This is a genomic window from Sphingomonas sp., assembly GCF_964263785.1.
Classification (GTDB): Bacteria; Pseudomonadota; Alphaproteobacteria; order Sphingomonadales; family Sphingomonadaceae; genus Sphingomonas.
The window spans coordinates 13952-32658 of sequence record NZ_CAXVWL010000019.1; the positions used below are offsets into that span (position 1 = coordinate 13952).

Annotated in this window: 27 protein-coding genes; all 27 read left to right on the forward strand. The window is 65.4% G+C overall.

Features of this window, described 5'->3' with window-relative positions:
* The 27 genes from fusA to ACE5C1_RS02335 all read left to right on the forward strand — a co-directional run bounded on the left by fusA (position 1) and on the right by ACE5C1_RS02335 (position 18671).
* Positions 1–2076, forward strand: coding sequence for an elongation factor G (gene fusA / locus ACE5C1_RS02205; RefSeq protein WP_374942425.1), 2076 nt, complete (start codon positions 1–3; stop codon positions 2074–2076).
* A gap of 104 nt (positions 2077–2180) precedes the next feature.
* Positions 2181–3371, forward strand: a complete 1191-nt coding sequence (gene tuf / locus ACE5C1_RS02210; RefSeq protein ID WP_374942426.1) for an elongation factor Tu — start codon at positions 2181–2183, stop codon at positions 3369–3371.
* Positions 3372–3521: 150 nt separating this feature from the next.
* A complete protein-coding gene (gene rpsJ, locus ACE5C1_RS02215) occupies positions 3522–3830 on the forward strand; it encodes a 30S ribosomal protein S10 (RefSeq protein ID WP_374942427.1) in 309 nt (102 codons plus the stop codon).
* Positions 3831–4070: 240 nt separating this feature from the next.
* The gene (gene rplC, locus ACE5C1_RS02220) at positions 4071–4943 is read left to right on the forward strand and encodes a 50S ribosomal protein L3 (RefSeq protein ID WP_374942428.1); all 873 of its coding nucleotides are present in this window, start codon (positions 4071–4073) and stop codon (positions 4941–4943) included.
* A 3-nt stretch (positions 4944–4946) separates the two neighbouring features.
* Positions 4947–5573 (forward strand): 50S ribosomal protein L4, encoded by a 627-nt coding sequence (gene rplD, locus ACE5C1_RS02225; RefSeq protein WP_374942429.1) that lies wholly within the window; start codon positions 4947–4949, stop codon positions 5571–5573.
* On the forward strand, positions 5566–5892 hold the full coding sequence (locus ACE5C1_RS02230; RefSeq protein WP_374942430.1) for a 50S ribosomal protein L23: 327 nt from the start codon (positions 5566–5568) through the stop codon (positions 5890–5892). The genes rplD and ACE5C1_RS02230 overlap by 8 nt, the downstream gene beginning before the upstream one ends.
* A 4-nt stretch (positions 5893–5896) precedes the next feature.
* The gene (rplB, locus tag ACE5C1_RS02235; RefSeq protein WP_374942431.1) at positions 5897–6766 is read left to right on the forward strand and encodes a 50S ribosomal protein L2; all 870 of its coding nucleotides are present in this window, start codon (positions 5897–5899) and stop codon (positions 6764–6766) included.
* 1 nt (position 6767) lies between these two features.
* Positions 6768–7043, forward strand: coding sequence for a 30S ribosomal protein S19 (gene rpsS / locus ACE5C1_RS02240; RefSeq protein ID WP_331041403.1), 276 nt, complete (start codon positions 6768–6770; stop codon positions 7041–7043).
* Entirely contained in the window at positions 7043–7420 is a 378-nt protein-coding gene (gene rplV / locus ACE5C1_RS02245) for a 50S ribosomal protein L22 (RefSeq protein WP_374942432.1), read from the forward strand. Before rpsS ends, rplV begins: the two co-directional genes overlap by 1 nt.
* The gene (rpsC, locus tag ACE5C1_RS02250) at positions 7420–8127 is read left to right on the forward strand and encodes a 30S ribosomal protein S3 (RefSeq protein ID WP_374942433.1); all 708 of its coding nucleotides are present in this window, start codon (positions 7420–7422) and stop codon (positions 8125–8127) included. Before rplV ends, rpsC begins: the two co-directional genes overlap by 1 nt.
* Positions 8128–8138: 11 nt before the next feature.
* The gene (rplP, locus tag ACE5C1_RS02255; protein ID WP_374942434.1) at positions 8139–8573 is read left to right on the forward strand and encodes a 50S ribosomal protein L16; all 435 of its coding nucleotides are present in this window, start codon (positions 8139–8141) and stop codon (positions 8571–8573) included.
* Between the two features lie 2 nt (positions 8574–8575).
* Positions 8576–8782: a 50S ribosomal protein L29 gene (gene rpmC / locus ACE5C1_RS02260; protein WP_374942435.1), complete on the forward strand. Its 207-nt coding sequence runs from the start codon at positions 8576–8578 to the stop codon at positions 8780–8782.
* Between the two features lie 10 nt (positions 8783–8792).
* Entirely contained in the window at positions 8793–9065 is a 273-nt protein-coding gene (gene rpsQ / locus ACE5C1_RS02265) for a 30S ribosomal protein S17 (protein ID WP_374942436.1), read from the forward strand.
* Positions 9066–9246: 181 nt separating this feature from the next.
* Complete coding sequence (gene rplN / locus ACE5C1_RS02270) at positions 9247–9615, forward strand: 50S ribosomal protein L14 (RefSeq protein WP_258890479.1); 369 nt, start codon at positions 9247–9249, stop codon at positions 9613–9615.
* Between the two features lie 38 nt (positions 9616–9653).
* On the forward strand, positions 9654–9962 hold the full coding sequence (gene rplX, locus ACE5C1_RS02275; RefSeq protein ID WP_374942540.1) for a 50S ribosomal protein L24: 309 nt from the start codon (positions 9654–9656) through the stop codon (positions 9960–9962).
* The gene (rplE, locus tag ACE5C1_RS02280; protein WP_374942437.1) at positions 9955–10536 is read left to right on the forward strand and encodes a 50S ribosomal protein L5; all 582 of its coding nucleotides are present in this window, start codon (positions 9955–9957) and stop codon (positions 10534–10536) included. The genes rplX and rplE overlap by 8 nt, the downstream gene beginning before the upstream one ends.
* Positions 10537–10725: 189 nt before the next feature.
* Positions 10726–11031, forward strand: a complete 306-nt coding sequence (gene rpsN / locus ACE5C1_RS02285) for a 30S ribosomal protein S14 (RefSeq protein ID WP_374942438.1) — start codon at positions 10726–10728, stop codon at positions 11029–11031.
* An 11-nt stretch (positions 11032–11042) separates the two neighbouring features.
* Entirely contained in the window at positions 11043–11438 is a 396-nt protein-coding gene (gene rpsH / locus ACE5C1_RS02290) for a 30S ribosomal protein S8 (protein WP_374942439.1), read from the forward strand.
* Positions 11438–11971 (forward strand): 50S ribosomal protein L6, encoded by a 534-nt coding sequence (gene rplF / locus ACE5C1_RS02295; RefSeq protein WP_374942440.1) that lies wholly within the window; start codon positions 11438–11440, stop codon positions 11969–11971. The genes rpsH and rplF overlap by 1 nt, the downstream gene beginning before the upstream one ends.
* On the forward strand, positions 11971–12327 hold the full coding sequence (gene rplR / locus ACE5C1_RS02300) for a 50S ribosomal protein L18 (RefSeq protein WP_374942441.1): 357 nt from the start codon (positions 11971–11973) through the stop codon (positions 12325–12327). Before rplF ends, rplR begins: the two co-directional genes overlap by 1 nt.
* 3 nt (positions 12328–12330) lie before the next feature.
* Positions 12331–13122 carry a 30S ribosomal protein S5 gene (gene rpsE, locus ACE5C1_RS02305; protein ID WP_374942442.1) on the forward strand — a complete coding sequence of 264 codons (792 nt, stop codon included), beginning with the start codon at positions 12331–12333 and terminating at the stop codon, positions 13120–13122.
* 21 nt (positions 13123–13143) lie between these two features.
* Positions 13144–13320 (forward strand): 50S ribosomal protein L30, encoded by a 177-nt coding sequence (gene rpmD / locus ACE5C1_RS02310; protein ID WP_374942443.1) that lies wholly within the window; start codon positions 13144–13146, stop codon positions 13318–13320.
* A 172-nt stretch (positions 13321–13492) separates the two neighbouring features.
* Complete coding sequence (rplO, locus tag ACE5C1_RS02315) at positions 13493–14035, forward strand: 50S ribosomal protein L15 (RefSeq protein ID WP_374942444.1); 543 nt, start codon at positions 13493–13495, stop codon at positions 14033–14035.
* A gap of 227 nt (positions 14036–14262) precedes the next feature.
* A complete protein-coding gene (secY, locus tag ACE5C1_RS02320) occupies positions 14263–15609 on the forward strand; it encodes a preprotein translocase subunit SecY (RefSeq protein WP_374942445.1) in 1347 nt (448 codons plus the stop codon).
* A 41-nt stretch (positions 15610–15650) separates the two neighbouring features.
* Positions 15651–16298 carry an adenylate kinase gene (locus tag ACE5C1_RS02325; RefSeq protein ID WP_374942446.1) on the forward strand — a complete coding sequence of 216 codons (648 nt, stop codon included), beginning with the start codon at positions 15651–15653 and terminating at the stop codon, positions 16296–16298.
* Positions 16299–16635: 337 nt separating this feature from the next.
* On the forward strand, positions 16636–17328 hold the full coding sequence (locus ACE5C1_RS02330; protein WP_374942447.1) for a winged helix-turn-helix domain-containing protein: 693 nt from the start codon (positions 16636–16638) through the stop codon (positions 17326–17328).
* On the forward strand, positions 17328–18671 hold the full coding sequence (locus ACE5C1_RS02335) for an ATP-binding protein (RefSeq protein WP_374942448.1): 1344 nt from the start codon (positions 17328–17330) through the stop codon (positions 18669–18671). The genes ACE5C1_RS02330 and ACE5C1_RS02335 overlap by 1 nt, the downstream gene beginning before the upstream one ends.
* Positions 18672–18707 lie beyond the last annotated feature (36 nt).

An 18707-nucleotide genomic window follows, 5' to 3' on the forward strand; every position in this document is an offset into this window, starting at 1 on the left:
ATGGCCCGCAGCCATCCGCTCGAAAAGTATCGCAACATCGGCATCATGGCGCATATCGACGCCGGCAAGACGACGACGACCGAGCGCATCCTCTATTACACCGGCAAGTCCTACAAGATCGGCGAAGTGCATGAAGGCACCGCGACGATGGACTGGATGGAGCAGGAGCAGGAGCGCGGGATCACGATCACGTCGGCTGCAACGACGTGCTTCTGGAACGATCACCGGATCAACATCATCGACACGCCGGGACACGTCGACTTCACGATTGAGGTTGAGCGGTCGCTGCGCGTGCTCGACGGCGCGGTCGCGTGCTTCGACGGGGTCGCTGGGGTCGAGCCGCAGTCGGAGACGGTGTGGCGGCAGGCCGAGAAGTACCACGTTCCGCGGATGTGCTTCGTCAACAAGCTCGACCGTACCGGCGCAAGCTTCGAGCGCTGCGTGGAGATGATCAAGGACCGCCTCGGCGCGCGTCCGGCGGTGCTGTATCTGCCGATCGGTATCGAGGGCGGGTTCAAGGGTCTGGTCGACCTGGTCGAGAACAACGCGATCATCTGGCTCGAGGAGTCGCTCGGCGCCAAGTTCGAGATCACCGAAATCCCCGACGATATGAAGGCCGCCGCGGCGACGGCGCGTTCCGAGCTGATCGAGATGGCGGTCGAGCAGGACGACGACGTCATGGAGGCATATCTGGAGGGCACCGAACCCGACACGGCGACGCTGAAGACGCTGATCCGCAAGGGCACGCTGAACTTCTCGTTCGTGCCGGTGCTGTGCGGTTCGGCGTTCAAGAACAAGGGCGTGCAGCCCTTGCTCGACGGCGTCGTCGATTATCTGCCCAGCCCGCTCGACATCAAGGACGTCGAGGGATTGAAGCTCGACGGCGTCACCGCGGATACGCGTCCGCCGACCGACGACGCCCCGATGTCGGCACTGGCGTTCAAGATCATGAACGATCCGTTCGTCGGCACGCTGACCTTTGCGCGCATCTATTCGGGCCGGATGGACACCGCATCGGTCGTGATGAATTCGGTCAAGGACAAGAAGGAAAAGGTCGGCCGCATGCTGTTGATGCATGCGAACAGCCGCGAGGACATCCAGGAGGCGTTCGCGGGCGACATCGTCGCGCTGGCCGGTCTGAAGGACACGACGACGGGCGAGACGCTGTGCGCGCTCAACGCGCCGATCATCCTGGAGCGGATGGAGTTTCCCGATCCGGTCATCGAGCTTTCGGTGGAGCCCAAGACCAAGGCCGACCAGGAGAAGATGGGCGTCGCGCTCAACCGCCTGGCGCGCGAAGATCCGTCGTTCCGCGTGTCGTCGGATGCCGAGAGCGGCCAGACGATCATCAAGGGAATGGGCGAGCTCCACCTGGAGATTCTTGTCGACCGGATGAAGCGCGAGTTCAAGGTCGAGGCCAACGTCGGCGCGCCGCAGGTGGCGTATCGCGAGTATCTCGCGAAGAAGGTCGACATCGACTATACGCACAAGAAGCAGTCGGGCGGCTCGGGCCAGTTCGGGCGCGTCAAGCTGACCGTGATCCCGGGCGAGCGCGGCACGGGCTTCCAGTTCTTCGACGAGGTCAAGGGCGGCAATATTCCCAAGGAATATATCCCCTCGGTCGAGAAGGGCATGCGCGAGACCGCGGAGGGCGGATCGCTGATCGGCTTCCCGATCATCGATTTCGAGGTCCATCTGTACGACGGCGCGTACCACGACGTCGATTCGTCGGCGCTGGCGTTCGAGATCTGTGCGCGCGGCGCAATGCGCGAAGCCGCGCAGAAGGCGGGTATCAAGCTGCTCGAGCCGATCATGAAGGTCGAGGTCGTGACGCCTGAGGATTATCTGGGCGACGTCATCGGCGACATGAACAGCCGCCGCGGGCAGATCCAGGGCACCGACTCGCGCGGCAACGCGCAGACGGTCGAGGCGATGGTGCCGCTGGCGAACATGTTCGGTTATGTGAACCAGCTGCGCTCGTTCACGCAGGGGCGGGCGCAGTACAGCATGCAGTTCTCGCACTACGACGAGGTGCCGTCGAACGTCGCGGACGAAATCAAGGCCAAGCTGGCCTGAGGCGCTGCCCGCCCCGGGCTGGCGTAACCTGAAAACAGCCGCTATGGGGCCGCGTTCGCGCGGTCTCGGATGCGGCGGCGGATTCGAATCAAAAGGTAGGAAACATGGCGAAGCAAAAGTTCGAGCGGAACAAGCCGCACCTCAACATCGGCACGATCGGTCACGTCGACCACGGCAAGACGTCGCTGACCGCGGCGATCACCAAGGTGCTGGCCGAGACCGGCGGCGCGACGTTCACCAGCTATGCGAACATCGACAAGGCCCCCGAGGAGCGCGAGCGCGGCATCACGATCTCGACCGCGCACGTCGAGTATGAGACCACCGCGCGCCACTATGCGCACGTCGATTGCCCGGGCCACGCCGATTATGTGAAGAACATGATCACCGGTGCGGCGCAGATGGACGGCGCGATCCTGGTCGTGTCCGCGACCGACGGCCCGATGCCGCAGACCCGCGAGCACATCCTGCTGGCGCGCCAGGTCGGCGTGCCGACGATGGTGGTGTTCATGAACAAGGTCGACTTGGTCGACGACGAGGAAATCCTCGAGCTGGTCGAGCTGGAAATCCGCGAGCTGCTGTCGAAGTACGACTTCGACGGCGACAACATCCCGATCATCAAGGGTTCGGCGGTTGCGGCGCTCGAGGACAAGACCCCCGAGATCGGCCATGACGCAGTGCTGAAGCTGATGGAAGCGGTCGACACGTATTTGCCGCAGCCCGAGCGTCCGCTCGACAAGCCGTTCATGATGCCGATCGAGGACGTGTTCTCGATCTCGGGTCGCGGCACGGTCGTCACCGGCCGCGTCGAGACCGGCATCGTCAAGGTCGGCGAGGAAGTCGAGATCGTCGGCATCAACGATACCCGCAAGACCACGGTTACCGGTGTCGAGATGTTCCGCAAGCTGCTCGATTCGGGCCAGGCGGGCGACAACATCGGCGCGCTGATCCGCGGCGTCGGCCGTGAAGAGGTCGAGCGCGGCCAGGTGCTGTGCAAGCCCGGCTCGATCAAGCCGCACACCGACTTCTCGTCGGAAGTGTACGTGCTGTCGAAGGACGAGGGGGGCCGTCACACGCCGTTCTTCGCCAACTATCGCCCGCAGTTCTACTTCCGCACGACTGACGTCACCGGCACCGTCGAGCTGCCCGAGGGCACCGAAATGGTGATGCCTGGCGACAACGTTGCGCTCGGCATCAAGCTGATCGCGCCGATCGCGATGGACGTCGGCCAGCGGTTCACGATCCGCGAAGGCGGCCGGACCGTCGGTTCGGGGATTGTCAGCGGCATCAGCAAGTAATATAGGCTAAGGCCTGCAACGGAGCGGCCGGCCCCGGCGACGGGGTCGGCCGCTTCCTTTTTGTAGTATAGCACGAGTTTTCGGCCTTAGCCCCGTCGCAGCGACAGCGGACGGCGGTGGCGGCTCCGCTCTTTCGCATCGGTAGGGACTATGGACAGCAATATCCGCATTCGTTTGAAGGCGTTCGATCACCGGGTGCTCGACCAGGCGACCGGCGACATCGCCGACACCGCACGCCGCACCGGCGCACTGATCCGTGGGCCCATCCCGCTGCCCACGCGCACCGAGAAGTTCACGGTGCTGCGCGGCCCCCACGTCGACAAGAAGAGCCGCGAGCAGTTCGAGGTCCGCACCTACAAGCGGATGCTCGACATCGTCCAGCCGACCCCGCAGACGGTCGATGCGCTGATGAAGCTCGACCTCGCCGCAGGCGTTGACGTCGAGATCAAACTCGCCTAACGGCCTGCATCCGCCGCGCAGTCGACGACTCGTCCTGCTCGCCCGGGTGCATGAGAGATACCGCTGGTGGCTTGCCACCGGGACAGCGTCTCCCGTCTGTTTCTGTACCACAGAGACACCAGCCCGGGACGGGGGCACGCTTCGCTATTCCGGGCTACGGGTTCCATCAAAGTAGTACTTTGATGGAGTCCCGGCACGCACCTCGCAATCCCGTGAGGTGCCTCTGTGAGGAGTTTGGTCATGCGCACCGGCGTGATCGCGAAGAAAATGGGGATGACCCGCCTGTTCCAGGATGATGGCCGGCACGTGCCGGTCACCGTCCTGCAGCTCGAGGCGTTGCAGGTCGTTTCCCGTCGCGAGATGAATACCGACGGCTACACCGCCGTCCAGCTTGGCGCAGGCGTTGCCAAGGTCAAGAACGTCGCCAAACCGCAGCGCGGCCACTTCGGCAAGGCCGAGGTCGAGCCAAAGGCGGTCGTCCACGAGTTCCGCGTGACCGAGGACAACCTCCTCGACGTCGGCGCCGAGATTTCGGCGGAGCATTTCGTCGCAGGCCAGCTCGTCGACATCCAGGGCCGTACGCAGGGCAAGGGTTTTGCCGGCGGCATGAAGCGCTGGAATTTCGGCGGTCTGCGCGCGACGCACGGCGTTTCGGTCTCGCACCGCTCGCTCGGTTCGACCGGTCAGCGTCAGGACCCGGGCAAGGTCTTCAAGAACAAGAAGATGGCCGGGCACATGGGCGACAAGTATCGCACCCAGCAGAACCTGGAAATCGTCTCCACCGATGCCGCACGTGGCCTGATCTTCGTCAAGGGATCGGTCCCCGGTTCCAAGGGCGGCTGGCTGTTCGTCAAGGACGCGGTGAAGGTGTCGGCACACGCCGACGCGCCGTATCCGGCGGCGTTGCGCAGCGTTGCGCATGACGAGACGCCGCATGTTGCCGAGATCGAGGAAGGCGCTGTTCACGAGCTGCCGCCGCTGCCGAGTGCCGAGGAAGTGGCCGCGGGCGTCGAGGCATCGAACGCAGCGGGCGCGGGCGAAGTCGATCCTGGCAGCGTTCCGGCATCCGACACCGGTCCTGCCACTGGCGCCAACACCAATGGCGAGGGCTAAGACATGAAGATCCAATCCAAGTCCTTCTCCGGTGAGGCGGGCGTCGAGGTCGAGCTCAACGACGAGGTCTTCGGCCTCGATCCGCGCGCCGACATCCTCCACCGTGTCGTCACCTGGCAGCTCGAAAAGCGTCGGGCTACTGCGCGCGGGACCCGCGAGCGGGCTGACGTCGCACGCACCGGCAAGAAGCTGGGCCGCCAGAAGGGTGGCGGCGTTGCCCGTCACGGCGATCGCCGCGCTCCGGTGTTCGTTGGCGGCGGCAAGGCGCACGGCGCCCGCGTCCGCGACTTCAACCCGAGCCTGAACAAGAAGGTTCGCGCGCTGGGCCTGAAGATGGCGCTGTCGAGCCATGCCAAGGCGGGTTCGCTGGTCGTCATGGACAGCCTGGCGGTCGAAGGCGGCAAGACCAAGACGCTCAAGGGCGATCTGGCCAAGCTGGGCTTCGGCAAGCGCGCGCTGGTGATCGACGGCGATATCGTCGACACGAGCTTCGCGTTTGCGGCGGGCAACCTTCACGAGGTGGATATCCTCCCCGCGGTCGGTGCCAACGTCTATGACATCCTTCGTGCCGAGACGCTGGTCCTGACCCGCGCCGGCCTCGAGAAGCTGGAGGCCCGTTTCCATGGCTAAGGTTTTTGGTGGCAAGCCCCAGAAGACGGCCGACATCCGTCATTACGACGTGATCCTCAGCCCGCACATCACCGAGAAGGCGACGATGCTCAGCGAGCATAACGCCGTGGTCTTCAAGGTCGCGAATTCGGCGTCCAAGCCCGAGATCAAGGCGGCGGTTGAGGCGCTGTTCAACGTCAAGGTCACCGGCGTGAACACGATCGTCCAGAAGGGCAAGACCAAGAAGTGGAAGGGCACGCCCTACACCAAGTCCGACATCAAGAAGGCGATCGTGACGCTCGCCGACGGTCAGTCGATCGACGTGACGACGGGGGTCTGAGCAGATGGCACTCAAGCAATTCAATCCGACGACGCCGTCGACACGCGGGCTGGTCCTCATCGATCGGTCGCAGCTCTACAAGGGACGCCCCGTCAAGGCGCTGACCGAAGGCAAGCCCAAGACCGGCGGACGCAACAACAAGGGCCATGTGACCAGCCGCGGCATCGCGGGCGGTCACAAGCAGCGGTATCGCTTCGTCGACTTCAAGCGTCGCCGCTGGGATGTCGAAGGCACGGTCGAGCGGATCGAATACGATCCCAACCGGACTGCGTTCATTGCACTGATCAACTACGGCACTGTAGCGGTCGATGGCGAGGGTGAAGCCAAGGCGGACGTCGCGTACATCATCGCGCCGCAGCGCCTGAGCGTCGGCGACAAGGTGCTGGCCGCCAAGCGCACCGACGTGAAGCCGGGCAATGCGATGGAGCTGGGGTCGGTCCCGGTCGGCACGATCGTCCACAACGTCGAGATGAAGCCCGGCAAGGGTGGTCAGATCGCGCGTTCGGCAGGCACGTATGTGCAGGTCGTCGGTCGCGATCGCGGGATGGTGATCGTCCGCCTGAACTCGGGCGAGCAGCGCTACATTCATTCGGAGTGCATGGCGACGGTCGGTGCGGTGTCGAACCCGGACAACCAGAACCAGAACCTGGGCAAGGCCGGGCGCAACCGCTGGAAGGGCATCCGCCCGCTGACCCGCGGTGTCGCCAAGAACCCGGTCGACCATCCGCACGGCGGCGGCGAAGGCCGCACCTCGGGCGGTCGTCATCCGGTCACGCCTTGGGGCAAGCCGACCAAGGGTGCGCGCACCCGTCACAACAAGTCGACCGACAAGATGATCATCCGGTCGCGTCATTCGACGAAGAGGAAGGGCTAACATGGCTCGCTCGGTCTGGAAGGGTCCTTTCGTGGACCTCCACCTGCTCAAGAAAGCGGAAACCGCCCAGGACACCAACGCGCGTGCGCCGATCAAGACTTGGTCGCGCCGCTCGACGATCCTGCCGACGTTCGTCGGGCTGACGTTCAGCGTCTATAACGGCCGCAAGTTCGTGCCCGTGTCCGTCAACGAGGACATGGTCGGCATGAAGCTCGGCGAGTTCGCGCCGACGCGCTATTTCCCCGGCCACGCCGCGGACAAGAAGGGCAAGCGCTGATGAGCAAGCCGAAATCCCCCCGCAAGGTCGGCGACAAGGAAGCCCTGTCGGTCGGCACGCAGATCCGTGGCTCGGCGCAGAAGTTGGGCCTGGTCGCGGCGCTGATCCGCGGCCGCAAGGTCGGCGATGCGATGAACATTCTGCAGTTCTCGACCAAGGGCATGGCGGTCGACGCGCGCAAGGTTCTGGCCTCCGCCATCGCCAACGCGGAGAACAACCACAACCTCGACGTGGACGCGCTGGTCGTGTCCGAGGCGAGCGTGGGCAAGGGCATCGTCATGAAGCGGTTCGCCACGCGCGGCCGCGGCAAGTCGACCCGCATCCTCAAGCCGTTCAGCAAGCTGCGCATCGTCGTCCGCGAGCAGGAAGAAGCATAATGGGTCACAAGAGCAACCCGATCGGGATGCGGTTGCAGATCAACCGCACCTGGGACAGCCGCTGGTACGCCGACGGCGCCGACTATGCGCGCCTGCTGCTGGAGGATTTGAAGATCCGCCAGTTCATCATGAAGACGCTGCCGCAGGCCGCGATCTCCAAGGTGGTGATCGACCGTCCGGCCAAGCTGTGCCGCATTTCGATCTTCGCGGCGCGCCCCGGTGTCATCATCGGCAAGAAGGGCACCGACATTGAGCGTCTGCGCAAGACGATCGGCGCGATGACCAAGTCGGACGTCTCGCTCAACATCGTCGAAATCCGCAAGCCGGAAGTCGACGCGCGGCTCGTCGCGCAGGGTATCGCCGACCAGCTCGAGCGCCGTATCGCTTTCCGTCGCGCCATGAAGCGTGCGGTGCAGTCGGCGATGCGTCTCGGTGCCGACGGCATCCGCGTCGCATGCGGCGGACGTCTGGGCGGTGCGGAGATCGCGCGTTCGGAGAGCTACCGCGAGGGCCGAGTGCCGCTGCACACGCTGCGTGCCAACATCGACTATGCCGAGGCGACCGCGCACACCTCCTACGGGGTCTGCGGCGTCAAGGTGTGGGTCTTCAAAGGCGAAATCCTGGGTCACGACCCGATGGCGACCGACCGGCTGATGATGGAGGCCCAGACGTCTGGCGTCCGTCCGGCGCGCGACGACCGCCGCTAAGGAACGAGCAGATGCTGCAACCGAAAAAGACCAAGTTCCGCAAGGCGTTCAAAGGCAAGATCTCCGGCGACGCCAAGAGCGGCTTTTCGCTGAACTTCGGGTCGTATGGCCTGAAGGCAATGGAGCCCGACCGCATTACCGCGCGCCAGATCGAGGCGGCGCGCCGTGCGATCACGCGCCACATGAAGCGCCAGGGGCGTTTGTGGATCCGCATCTTCCCCGACGTGCCGGTCTCGTCGAAGCCCGCCGAAGTCCGCATGGGCTCGGGCAAGGGATCGCCGGAATTCTGGGCGGCGCGGGTCAAGCCGGGCCGCATCCTGTTCGAGCTGGACGGGGTCGACGGCAAGGTTGCCGCGGAGGCGTTCGAGCGGGCGGCGATGAAGCTGCCGATCAAGGTTAAGGTGGTCGCGCGTCTGGGCGACACGAGCCACCTCGGAGGCGAATGACGATGGCGCGTATCGATGATCTCAAGGGTTCGAGCGACGACCAGCTCGTCGAGCAGCTCGGCCAGTTGAAGCGCGAGCAGTTCAACCTGCGCTTCCAGTCGGCAACGAACCAGCTCGAACGCCCAAGCCGCGTTCGCGAAGTCCGTCGCGACATCGCGCGGATCAAGACCCTCCAGACTCAGCGCACCGGCGCTGAGGCTGCCAAGTAAGGAACGACCCATGCCGAAGCGCGTGCTGACCGGAGTGATCGTCTCCGACAAGGGTGAGAAGACCGTGGTGGTCAACGTCGAGCGCAAGGTGAAGCACCCGCTCTACGGCAAGATCATCCGTCGCTCGAAGAAGTACCACGCCCATGACGAGGCGAATGCCTACAAGCAGGGCGAGACGGTGCGGATCGAGGAGACCAAGCCGGTATCCAAGCTGAAGACCTGGACGGTGATTGCGCGGGTGGACACCCATGCGACGCCGGAGCGGGCTTCGGCCGAGGGTTGAGGGCAGGCCGGGGCCTTGTGCTCCGGGCAGGGAACGGCTAGAGGGCCGCTCCCCCGACGCGAGCTGAGCTCGCGCCGGGTTTTGTTTTTGTAGCTTGGGCGAGGCAATTCGCGCCGGGTTTTGTTTTTACAGGCGGGGCTCGGTCAGAAATCGACCCCAGAGTTGAGAAGGATACGGATCGATGATCCAGATGCAGTCCAATCTCGACGTCGCTGACAACAGCGGCGCGAAGCGGGTGCAGTGCATTAAGGTGCTGGGCGGCTCGAAGCGTCGCGTGGCGGGTGTGGGCGACATCATCGTCGTCTCCATCAAGGAAGCACAGCCCCGCGGCAAGGTGAAGAAGGGTGACGTCCACCGGGCGGTCATCGTCCGCACCCGCAAGGATATCCACCGCGCGGACGGATCGACCATCCGCTTCGACAGCAACGCCGCCGTCCTGGTCAACAAGAACGAGGAGCCGATCGGCACCCGTATCTTCGGCCCGGTCGTGCGCGAGCTGCGCGGCAAAAAGCACATGAAGATCATTTCGCTCGCGCCGGAGGTGCTGTGATGCCTGTGGTGAACAAGACGGTTCAGCCCAAGCTGAAGATGCGGATCAAGAAGGGCGATCAGGTCATCGTCCTGTCGGGCAAGGACAAAGGGCGGACCGGCACGGTCACCCAGTCGATGCCCAAGGACGGTAAGGTGATCGTCGGCGGCATCAATGTCGCGACGCGCCACAAGAAGCCGACCCAGACCGATCCGCAGGGCGGGCTCGAAAAGATCGAGGCGCCGATGCACGTCTCCAAGGTCGCGCACGTGACCGCGGACGGCAAGCCGACGCGCGTCCGCTACGAGATGCAGGACGGCAAGAAGGTCCGCGTGGCCGTGAAGACGGGAGCCAAGATCGATGGCTGATTCCAAGCCGCGCCTGCGCGCGATGTACGACGACTCGATCGCCAAGGCGATGACCGAGAAGTTCGGCTACAAGAACGTCAACGAGGTGCCCCGGCTCGACAAGATCGTGCTGAACATGGGCGTCGGCGAGGCGACCCAGGACAAGAAGCGCGTCGACCAGGCTGCGTCCGAGATGGAGCTGATCGCCGGGCAGAAGCCCGTCGTTACGAAGGCGAAGAAGTCGATCGCGCAGTTCAAGCTGCGCGAAGGCATGCCGATCGGCGTGAAGGTCACGTTGCGTCGCGAGCGGATGTACGAGTTCCTCGACCGCTTCGTGACGATCGCGCTGCCGCGGGTTCGCGATTTCCGCGGGCTGAACCCCAAGAGCTTCGATGGTCGCGGTAATTACGCCTGCGGCATCAAGGAGCAGATCATTTTTCCCGAGATCAACTATGACCGCATCGACAAGGTGCGCGGCATGGATGTGATCGTGACGACGACCGCGAAGACCGACGACGAAGCGCGCGAGCTGCTGCGGCTGTTAGGGTTTCCGTTCCCGATCGAAGAGGCCGTCGAAGAGAAGAAGGCGGCGTGACATAACTCCTCTCCCGCTTTCGCGGGAGAGGATACGGAGACTTGGCGGCTTGCCGCCTAGTCGGAGTTGGTGAGGGCCGGGCTGGGCGATGTGCTCAGAAGAAGACCCTCACCCAACCCTCTCCCGCGAGCGGGAGAGGGCTAGAGAAGAAGGCCCTATCTTGGGCCAAGAAAAAGAGAGCTTAAGTCCATGGCGAAACTGAGTTCGGTATTGAAGAACAACCGCCGCAAGGCGATGGTCAAGCAATATGCGCCCAAATATGCAGCGCTGAAGGCGAAGGCCAACGACAAGACCCTCGACGACGGCGAGCGGCTGATCGCGCGCCTGAAAATGGCGGAACTCCCGCGCAACGCGAATCCGACGCGGGTGCGCAACCGCTGCCAACTGACCGGACGGTCGCGTGGCAATTATCGCAAGTTCGGACTGTCGCGCATCATGCTACGTGAACTGGGCAACAAGGGGCTCATCCCCGGCCTGACGAAGTCGAGCTGGTAAGGACTGTATAGATGGCAGTGACCGATCCCGTGGGTGACCTGCTCACCCGCATCCGCAACGGCCAGCGCGCCCGCAAGGACAGCGTGCTGACGCCCGCATCCAAGCTGCGTGCGCGGGTGCTCGACGTGCTCCAGCGCGAGGGCTACATCCGTGGCTACAGCGAAGAGCAGATGGGCCCCGCCGCGGGCCTGCGCATCGAGCTGAAGTATTTCGAGGGTCAGCCCGCGATCAAGCATGTCGCGCGCGTCTCCAAGCCCGGCCGCCGGGTCTACAGCGGGTCGCAAGCCCTGCCGCGGATCATGAACGGTCTCGGCATCACCATCGTCTCGACGCCGCGCGGCGTGCTTTCGGATGCCGAAGCGCGCGAGCAGAACGTCGGCGGCGAAGTCCTGGCGGAGGTGTTCTGATGAGCCGCATCGGCAAGAAGGCAGTCCCCGTGCCTGCGGGCGTGACCGCGACGATCGACGGTGGCGTGATGAGCGTGAAGGGGCCCAAGGGGCTGCTCTCGCTCAAGCTGTCCGACGACATCAGCTATGACGTTTCGGGCGAGGGCATTGCGGTGACCCCGGCGAACGACACGCGGCGTGCGCGGGCGTTCTGGGGCATGCAGCGGACGCTGGTGCAGAACCTCGTTACGGGCGTGACCGAGGGCTTCACCAAAAAGCTGCTGATCACCGGCGTCGGCTACCGCGCAAACGCGACGGGCAAGAAGCTCAAGCTGCAGCTCGGCTATAGCCACGACGTCGACATCGACGTGCCCGAGGATCTTGAGGTCAAGACCCCGGACAACACGACGATCGAGATCTCGGGCGCCGACAAGCAGAAGGTCGGCCAGCTCGCCGCCGAAATCCGCCGCTGGCGCAAGCCCGAGCCGTACAAGGGCAAGGGCATCAAATACGCCGGCGAGTTCATCTTCCGCAAGGAAGGGAAGAAGAAGTAATGACCAAGGGTCTCTCTCTTTTCGCCAAGCGGCGTCGCCGCAACCGCACCGCGCTCCGTGCGCGTGCCGGGGTCCGTCCACGGCTTTCGGTGCATCGTTCGGGCAAGCACATCTACGCGCAGGTGATCGACGACGTCGCCGGATCGACGGTCGCGTCGGCCTCCACGCTGGAAAAGGACGTGCGCGGGGTTTCCGGTGCGAACATCTCGGCGGCGACCGAGGTCGGCAAGCGCGTGGCGGAAGCGGCGAAGGCTGCGGGCGTGACGCAGGTCGTCTTCGATCGCGGCGGTTTCCTGTATCACGGCCGCGTCAAGGCGCTGGCCGACGCCGCGCGCGAAGCCGGACTGGAGTTCTAAGACATGGCTGACGACAACAACACGCCGGTCGAAACGGGTGTTCCCGAAGCCGCCGCGCAGGAATCGACGCAGCAGGCGGCTCCGCAGAGCACCGGGTACCAGGGTGGCGGCGGCGGTGGTCGCGGTCGCGGTGGTCCCGGCGGTGGCGGCGGCGGTGGCCGTGGCGGCAATCGCGGCGGCGGCCCGGGCGGCAACCGTGGCGGCCGTGACGGCGGTCGTGGCGGCCCCGGCGGTAACCGCGGGCGTCCCGGCAGCGACGACGGCGGCGAAGAGCTGATCGAGAAGCTGGTCCACATCAACCGCGTGTCCAAGACGGTCAAAGGCGGCAAGCGCTTCGGCTTCGCGGCGCTCGTCGTCGTCGGCGACGGCAAGGGCCGAGTCGGTTTCGGTCACGGCAAGGCGCGCGAGGTTCCCGAGGCGATCTCAAAGGCAACCGCGGCGGCCAAGAAGGCGATGGTCCGCGTGCCGCTGAAGGATGGCCGCACGCTGCACCACGACGTCAACGGCCACTTCGGTGCCGGTCGCGTCACGGTTCGCTCGGCGCCGCAGGGCACCGGGATCATCGCGGGCGGGCCGATGCGCGCGGTCTTCGAATCGCTCGGTGTCGCCGACGTGGTGACCAAGTCGGTCGGCACGTCCAACCCGTACAACATGATCCGCGCGACGTTCGAGGCGCTGGGCGAGCAGACCTCGCCCAAGGCGGTCGCACAGCGGCGCGGCAAGAAGATCGCCGACCTGCTCGGTCGCGGCGGATCGCAGACCGCCGAGGCCGACGCCGCGGCGCTCGTAGAGTAAGAGCGGGGTGGAGTAAGCAACATGGCAACCGTCAAGATCACGCAGACCGGATCGCCGATCCGCCGCAAGCAGGACCAGCGCGCGACGTTGATCGGCCTGGGGCTGAACAAGATGCACCGGACGTCGGAGCTGGAGGACAGCCCCGAGGTTCGCGGGATGATCCGCAAGGTGCAGCATATGGTGAGCGTGGAGGGCTGAGCCCTCTTCCCCTCTCCCGCCGGGAGAGGGGCAAGGCGCGTAAGCGCCGCGGGGTGAGGGTGAGTGCGACAAGATCGCGTCGCCCTCACCCTTCCGCCGCTTTCAGCGGCTCCCTCCCTCTCCCGACGGGAGAAGGAATTTAGCGCGACAAAAGCGAAAGCGAGTGCAGATCATGAAACTCAATGAAATCCGCGACAACGAAGGTGCCCGCAAGTCCAAGATGCGCGTCGGGCGCGGCATCGGATCGGGCAAGGGCAAGACCGGCGGGCGTGGCCAGAAGGGCCAGAAGAGCCGCGAGGGCGTGTCCATCGCCGGCTTCGAGGGCGGGCAGATGCCGCTCCACATGCGGCTGCCGAAGCGCGGCTTCAACAACATCTTCGCCAAGGATTATGCCGAGGTGAACCTGGGCGCCATCCAGAAGGCGGTCGACGCGGGCAAGATCGAGGCGAACACGACCCTGGATCACGACGCGCTGAAGGCCGCTGGCCTAGCGCGTGGCGGCAAGGACGGCGTCCGGCTGCTGGCCAAGGGCGAGCTGACCACGGTCCTGTCGTTCACCGTCGCGGGCGCGTCCAAGGGTGCGATCGAGGCGGTCGAGAAGGCGGGCGGCAAGGTCGACGTGATCCACGTCGTGCCGGCGGCTGAAAAGGCTGCGGCCAAGAAGGGCGTGAAGTACCAGGAGCGCAAGGCGCATAAGGCGTCGTTCAAGGCGTGATCTCTAACCCCGTTTGCTGACAAATTGCCGTTCTTGCTGAGCGAAGTCGAAGCATCTCGCTCCGGGCGATGCCCTTCGACTTCGCTCAGGGCGAACGGAGGCGGGCGGGGCGGTCCGCCTCTTCCATTGGCGGCCAAGCATTAGACAAGCGCTCCCGGGCGCCTATATGAGCGGTGGGGCGGGGTTGACCTATCCCGCCGTTCTTGTTTCCAGGACACCTGAATACGATGGCATCCGCAGCCGACCAGATGGCGCAAAGCATCAGTCTGTCGAAATTCGCGCAGGCGACCGACCTCAAGAAGCGTTTGTGGTTCACGATCGGCGCGCTGATCGTGTTCCGGCTGCTGAGCTACGTGCCGCTGCCGGGGATCGACCCGGTCGGGATCGCGGCGCTGGCGAACCGGTCGCAGGGCGGGGTGCTCGATTTCTTCAACACCTTCTCGGGCGGAGCGCTGTCGCGGGCCAGCCTGATCGCTTTGGGCGTCATGCCGTACATCACCGCGTCGATCGTGGTGCAGCTGTCGACCTCGCTGTCGCCGACGCTGGCGGCGATCAAGAAGGAGGGCGAGAGCGGGCGCAAGCGGCTGAACCAGTATACGCGCTACGGCACGGTGCTGCTGACTGCGGTGCAGGGCTATTTCATCGCCCGTGGGCTGGAGGCGGGCGGCGCGGTTGCGGAGCCGGGGCCGCTGTTCATCGTGGCGGCGATCGTGTCGCTGATCGGCGGCACGATGTTCCTGATGTGGATCGGCGAGCAGATCACCAACCGCGGCATCGGCAACGGCGTATCGCTCATCATCATGGCGGGCATCGTCGCGCATCTGCCGACGACACTCGTCAACCTGCTGGAGGGCGGGCGTACGGGCTCGCTCGATCCGATTCGGATCGTCGGCATCGTTGTCGCGGTGATCGGGTTGGTGCTGTTCATCTGCTTCATGGAGCGCGCGCAGCGGCGCATCCTGATCCAATATCCCAAGCGCGCGACGCAGCGCGGGATGCAGGCGGATCGCAGCCATCTGCCGCTCAAGATCAACACCGCCGGCGTGATCCCGCCGATCTTCGCTTCATCGCTGCTGCTGATGCCGTTAACGATCAGTCAGTTCGCCGGTCAGCGGGTGGCGGGCGAGAGCGCGTGGGGCGACTTCATCATCTCGCTGAACCAATATCTCCAGCACGGCTCGCCCGTGTACATGCTGCTGTACGGCGCGGGGATCGTGTTCTTCTCATTCTTCTACACCGCGGTGGTGTTCAACCCGGAGGAGACGGCCGAGAACCTGAAGCGCTATGGCGGCTTCGTGCCGGGCATCCGGCCGGGCAAGAACACCGAGACGTATTTCGATTACGTGCTGACCCGGATCACCGTTATCGGCGCGGGCTATCTGGCGATCATCTGCCTGCTGCCGGAATATCTGGTAACCGCGCTGTCGATACCCTTCTATCTGGGAGGCACGAGCCTGTTGATCGTCGTCAACGTGACGATGGACACGGTGACGCAGATCCAGAGCCACCTGCTGGCGCATCAATACGGCGACCTTATCAAAAAATCCAAGCTCAAGGGCGGACGTTTGCGTTAAGCGCCGTCATCGGTTTCCACGAACGAAGGGAGAGCGTTCGCGTGAATATCATTCTGTTGGGCCCGCCGGGCGCCGGCAAGGGCACGCAAGCCGCGCGGCTCGTCGCTGAGCGGCAGATGGTGCAGCTGTCGACCGGCGACATGCTGCGTGCGGCGGTGAAGGCGGGGACGCCGGTCGGCTTGCAGGCCAAGGCGGTGATGGAAGCCGGGGAGCTCGTATCCGACGCGATCGTCTCTGCGCTGATCGGCGAGCGTCTGGACCAGGCCGATAGTGCGGGCGGCGCGATCTTCGACGGCTATCCGCGCACCGAGGCGCAGGCGCATGCGCTCGACCTGCTGCTGAGCGAGCGCGCGCGCGCGCTGGACTTCGTCGTGGAACTTCAGGTCGACGAGGCGGCGCTGATTGAGCGTGTCGTCGGACGCTACACCTGCGCCAAATGCGGCGAGGGGTATCATGACCGGTTCAAGCTGCCCATGGTCGCCGGGGTCTGCGACGTGTGCGGATCGACCGAGTTCAAGCGGCGCCCGGACGACAATGCCGAAACGGTGCGGACGCGGATGGCGGAATATCGCGCGAAGACCGCGCCGATCCTGCCGCTGTACGAAGCGCGGGGGCTGGTGCGGCGGGTCGACGGGATGGCGGACATGGATGCGGTCGGGGCGGCGATTTCTGGGATATTGGAGGCGTAAGGCTCGCTTGTCCTTGCACCAGATCCTCCGTTCGCCCTGAGCGCAGTCGAAGGGTATGGCTCTGGGCGATGTGCTTCGACTTCGCTCAGCACGAACGAGCGAACCCTACCTCGTCCATTCCCGATCCTGCCCCCATGACGCAAATGTCACCGCACCTTCACCGCCTCGGCCGCTCCCGCGCGCTATCGCCGGGTTTATAGCCGGAGCGTCGACTCTCCCCCAAACGCTCCGGCACCGCTATCGGCGCCCGACACTCCCGGGGGCGCCGTAAGGCCGGTGGAAGGGATGCCTTCCGCCGGCCTTCCCTATTTGGAACGGGCCCTGTTATGGAGCAGCCATGACCCGCAGGATCCTGATCGTCGAGGACGACGCCTCCACCGCCACCTATCTGGCCAAAGGGCTGGCGGAGGCGGGGTATCTGGTCGAGCAGGCGCACGATGGACGCGACGGGCTGTTCCTGGCGAGCGAGGGCGTGTTCGACCTGATCGTCGCCGATCGCATGCTGCCGGGGCTCGACGGGCTGGCGATGATCAGTGCGATCCGCGCGGCGGGGATCGCGACGCCGACACTGATCCTGTCCGCGCTCGCCACCGTCGACAACCGGGTCGACGGATTGAAGGCGGGAGCGGACGATTACCTGTGCAAGCCGTTCTCGTTCGCCGAGCTGTCGGCGCGGGTCGAGGCGCTGGTCCGCCGTTCAGATCGCGCGGTTCCCGAGCCGCAGAAAACGAAACTGGCGGTCGGCGATCTGGAGATCGACCTGCTCGCGCGCCATGTCGTGCGCGCGGGCAAGACGATTCCGCTGGGCGCGCGCGAGTTCAACCTGCTGGAGTTCCTGGCACGGCACGCCGGGCAGGTCGTCACGCGGACGATGATGCTGGAGAAGATCTGGAACTATCATTTCGATCCGGGCTCCAACGTCGTCGACGTCCATATCGGGCGGCTGCGGCGCAAACTGGAGGACGGGTTCGCGACACCGATCCTACATACCGTGCGCGGGGCGGGATACCGGCTGTCGCCTGAGGGGTGATGCGGCTTTCGGTCACTGCGCGGATCGCGTTGCTCTCGATCGTGCTGGCGCTCGTGTCCAACCTGGCGCTCGTCGGCTTCGTGTGGAAGCAGACGCAGAGCGATGCGATACAGGCGGTGCAGCGCGAGACGATCGAACAGGCCGATGCGCTGCGCGAAGTGTGGGCCAGCGGCGGCGACGCGGCCCTTTCGCGCGCGATCCTGAGCGCACGCGCGCCGGGCGATGTGTCGCTGGTGCTGGCGATGCTCGACGATGCCGGGCGGCGAATCGTGGGGGTCGCGCCGGAGCGCTTCGCGACGCGGCTGGTGCCGACGGGGTTCCGGATCGCGCGGCTGGGCGACAGCGGTCTGTGGGTCGACCGCGAGACCGGCTATTCGCTGAGGCCGATTGGGCGGCGCTGGTTGCTGGTCGGGCGCAACCTCGATCTGATCGCCGCCGAGCAGCGCGCGATCGAGCGGGCGCTGGCGCTGGCGGTGTTCCTGAGCCTGGCGCTCGGCGTCGTCGGCGGGCTGGTGCTGGCGCGCTATGTCGCGCAGCGGCTGGACGCGATCGCCGGCGTCGTCGATGCGGTCGGTGAGGGCGATCTGTCGCGCCGGGTCGACGTCGTCGCGGGGGGGCAGGATGCGTTCGATCGGCTGGCGCAGCGGCTGAACACCACCCTCGACAAGACCGAGGCGCTGATGGGCGAACTGCGCGTCGTTACGGACAGCCTGGCGCACGACCTGCGTTCGCCGCTCGCGCGATTGAGGACCAAGACCGAGCAGGCGGTGACATTGGCAGACCCGCAGGCGCGCGAGGCGGCGCTGAGCGGGTTGGTGGTCGAGACCGACCTGGTGCTGCGGATGCTGACGATGGTGATCGAGATCAGTCGGTCGGAGTCGGTCTCGCGCGATCGCTTCACGCGCGTCGCTCCCGGCGAGCTGATCGAGGAGATCGCCGAATTGTACGAGCCGGTGGTCGAGGATGCGGGGCTGGCGTTCAGCGTCGCGATCGACGTGCGGCCGCGGCCGATGGCGTTTCACCGCGAGCTGATGAGCCAGGCGATCGGCAACCTCATCGACAATGCGATGAAGCATGCCGGCGGCGGCGGATCGCTGGTGCTGCGACTGGCGCGGGTTGCGGAGGGCGTCGCCATCCAGGTCGAGGATCGCGGGCCGGGGATCGCGGAGGCCGACCGCGCGCAGGCGATGAAGCGGTTCGGCCGGCTCGATACCGCGCGCTCGACGCCGGGCGCCGGGCTGGGCATGGCGTTGATCGAGGCGGTGGCGCGGCTGCATGGCGGACGGTTCGAGCTGGCCGACAATGCACCGGGGCTGGTGGCACGGATCGTGCTGCCGGTATAGGGCCTGAACCGCTGGCGTTGATCCTCCTCCACACAC

What these genes read in the sequence shown, in the direction of transcription:
- rpsQ (WP_374942436.1), top strand. Translation starts at nt 8,793, where the DNA reads ATGCCGAAGCGCGTGCTGACCGGAGTGATCGTCTCCGACAAGGGTGAG.
- rplN (WP_258890479.1), top strand. Translation starts at nt 9,247, where the DNA reads ATGATCCAGATGCAGTCCAATCTCGACGTCGCTGACAACAGCGGCGCG.
- fusA (WP_374942425.1), top strand. Translation starts at nt 1, where the DNA reads ATGGCCCGCAGCCATCCGCTCGAAAAGTATCGCAACATCGGCATCATG.
- rpsH (WP_374942439.1), top strand. Translation starts at nt 11,043, where the DNA reads ATGGCAGTGACCGATCCCGTGGGTGACCTGCTCACCCGCATCCGCAAC.
- rplO (WP_374942444.1), top strand. Translation starts at nt 13,493, where the DNA reads ATGAAACTCAATGAAATCCGCGACAACGAAGGTGCCCGCAAGTCCAAG.
- rplB (WP_374942431.1), top strand. Translation starts at nt 5,897, where the DNA reads ATGGCACTCAAGCAATTCAATCCGACGACGCCGTCGACACGCGGGCTG.
- rpmD (WP_374942443.1), top strand. Translation starts at nt 13,144, where the DNA reads ATGGCAACCGTCAAGATCACGCAGACCGGATCGCCGATCCGCCGCAAG.
- rpsJ (WP_374942427.1), top strand. Translation starts at nt 3,522, where the DNA reads ATGGACAGCAATATCCGCATTCGTTTGAAGGCGTTCGATCACCGGGTG.
- ACE5C1_RS02330 (WP_374942447.1), top strand. Translation starts at nt 16,636, where the DNA reads ATGACCCGCAGGATCCTGATCGTCGAGGACGACGCCTCCACCGCCACC.
- rpsS (WP_331041403.1), top strand. Translation starts at nt 6,768, where the DNA reads ATGGCTCGCTCGGTCTGGAAGGGTCCTTTCGTGGACCTCCACCTGCTC.
- rplE (WP_374942437.1), top strand. Translation starts at nt 9,955, where the DNA reads ATGGCTGATTCCAAGCCGCGCCTGCGCGCGATGTACGACGACTCGATC.
- rpsN (WP_374942438.1), top strand. Translation starts at nt 10,726, where the DNA reads ATGGCGAAACTGAGTTCGGTATTGAAGAACAACCGCCGCAAGGCGATG.
- rplF (WP_374942440.1), top strand. Translation starts at nt 11,438, where the DNA reads ATGAGCCGCATCGGCAAGAAGGCAGTCCCCGTGCCTGCGGGCGTGACC.
- rplX (WP_374942540.1), top strand. Translation starts at nt 9,654, where the DNA reads ATGCGGATCAAGAAGGGCGATCAGGTCATCGTCCTGTCGGGCAAGGAC.
- secY (WP_374942445.1), top strand. Translation starts at nt 14,263, where the DNA reads ATGGCATCCGCAGCCGACCAGATGGCGCAAAGCATCAGTCTGTCGAAA.
- tuf (WP_374942426.1), top strand. Translation starts at nt 2,181, where the DNA reads ATGGCGAAGCAAAAGTTCGAGCGGAACAAGCCGCACCTCAACATCGGC.
- rpsC (WP_374942433.1), top strand. Translation starts at nt 7,420, where the DNA reads ATGGGTCACAAGAGCAACCCGATCGGGATGCGGTTGCAGATCAACCGC.
- rplD (WP_374942429.1), top strand. Translation starts at nt 4,947, where the DNA reads ATGAAGATCCAATCCAAGTCCTTCTCCGGTGAGGCGGGCGTCGAGGTC.
- rplP (WP_374942434.1), top strand. Translation starts at nt 8,139, where the DNA reads ATGCTGCAACCGAAAAAGACCAAGTTCCGCAAGGCGTTCAAAGGCAAG.
- rpsE (WP_374942442.1), top strand. Translation starts at nt 12,331, where the DNA reads ATGGCTGACGACAACAACACGCCGGTCGAAACGGGTGTTCCCGAAGCC.
- rplV (WP_374942432.1), top strand. Translation starts at nt 7,043, where the DNA reads ATGAGCAAGCCGAAATCCCCCCGCAAGGTCGGCGACAAGGAAGCCCTG.
- rpmC (WP_374942435.1), top strand. Translation starts at nt 8,576, where the DNA reads ATGGCGCGTATCGATGATCTCAAGGGTTCGAGCGACGACCAGCTCGTC.
- rplC (WP_374942428.1), top strand. Translation starts at nt 4,071, where the DNA reads ATGCGCACCGGCGTGATCGCGAAGAAAATGGGGATGACCCGCCTGTTC.
- ACE5C1_RS02230 (WP_374942430.1), top strand. Translation starts at nt 5,566, where the DNA reads ATGGCTAAGGTTTTTGGTGGCAAGCCCCAGAAGACGGCCGACATCCGT.
- rplR (WP_374942441.1), top strand. Translation starts at nt 11,971, where the DNA reads ATGACCAAGGGTCTCTCTCTTTTCGCCAAGCGGCGTCGCCGCAACCGC.
- ACE5C1_RS02335 (WP_374942448.1), top strand. Translation starts at nt 17,328, where the DNA reads ATGCGGCTTTCGGTCACTGCGCGGATCGCGTTGCTCTCGATCGTGCTG.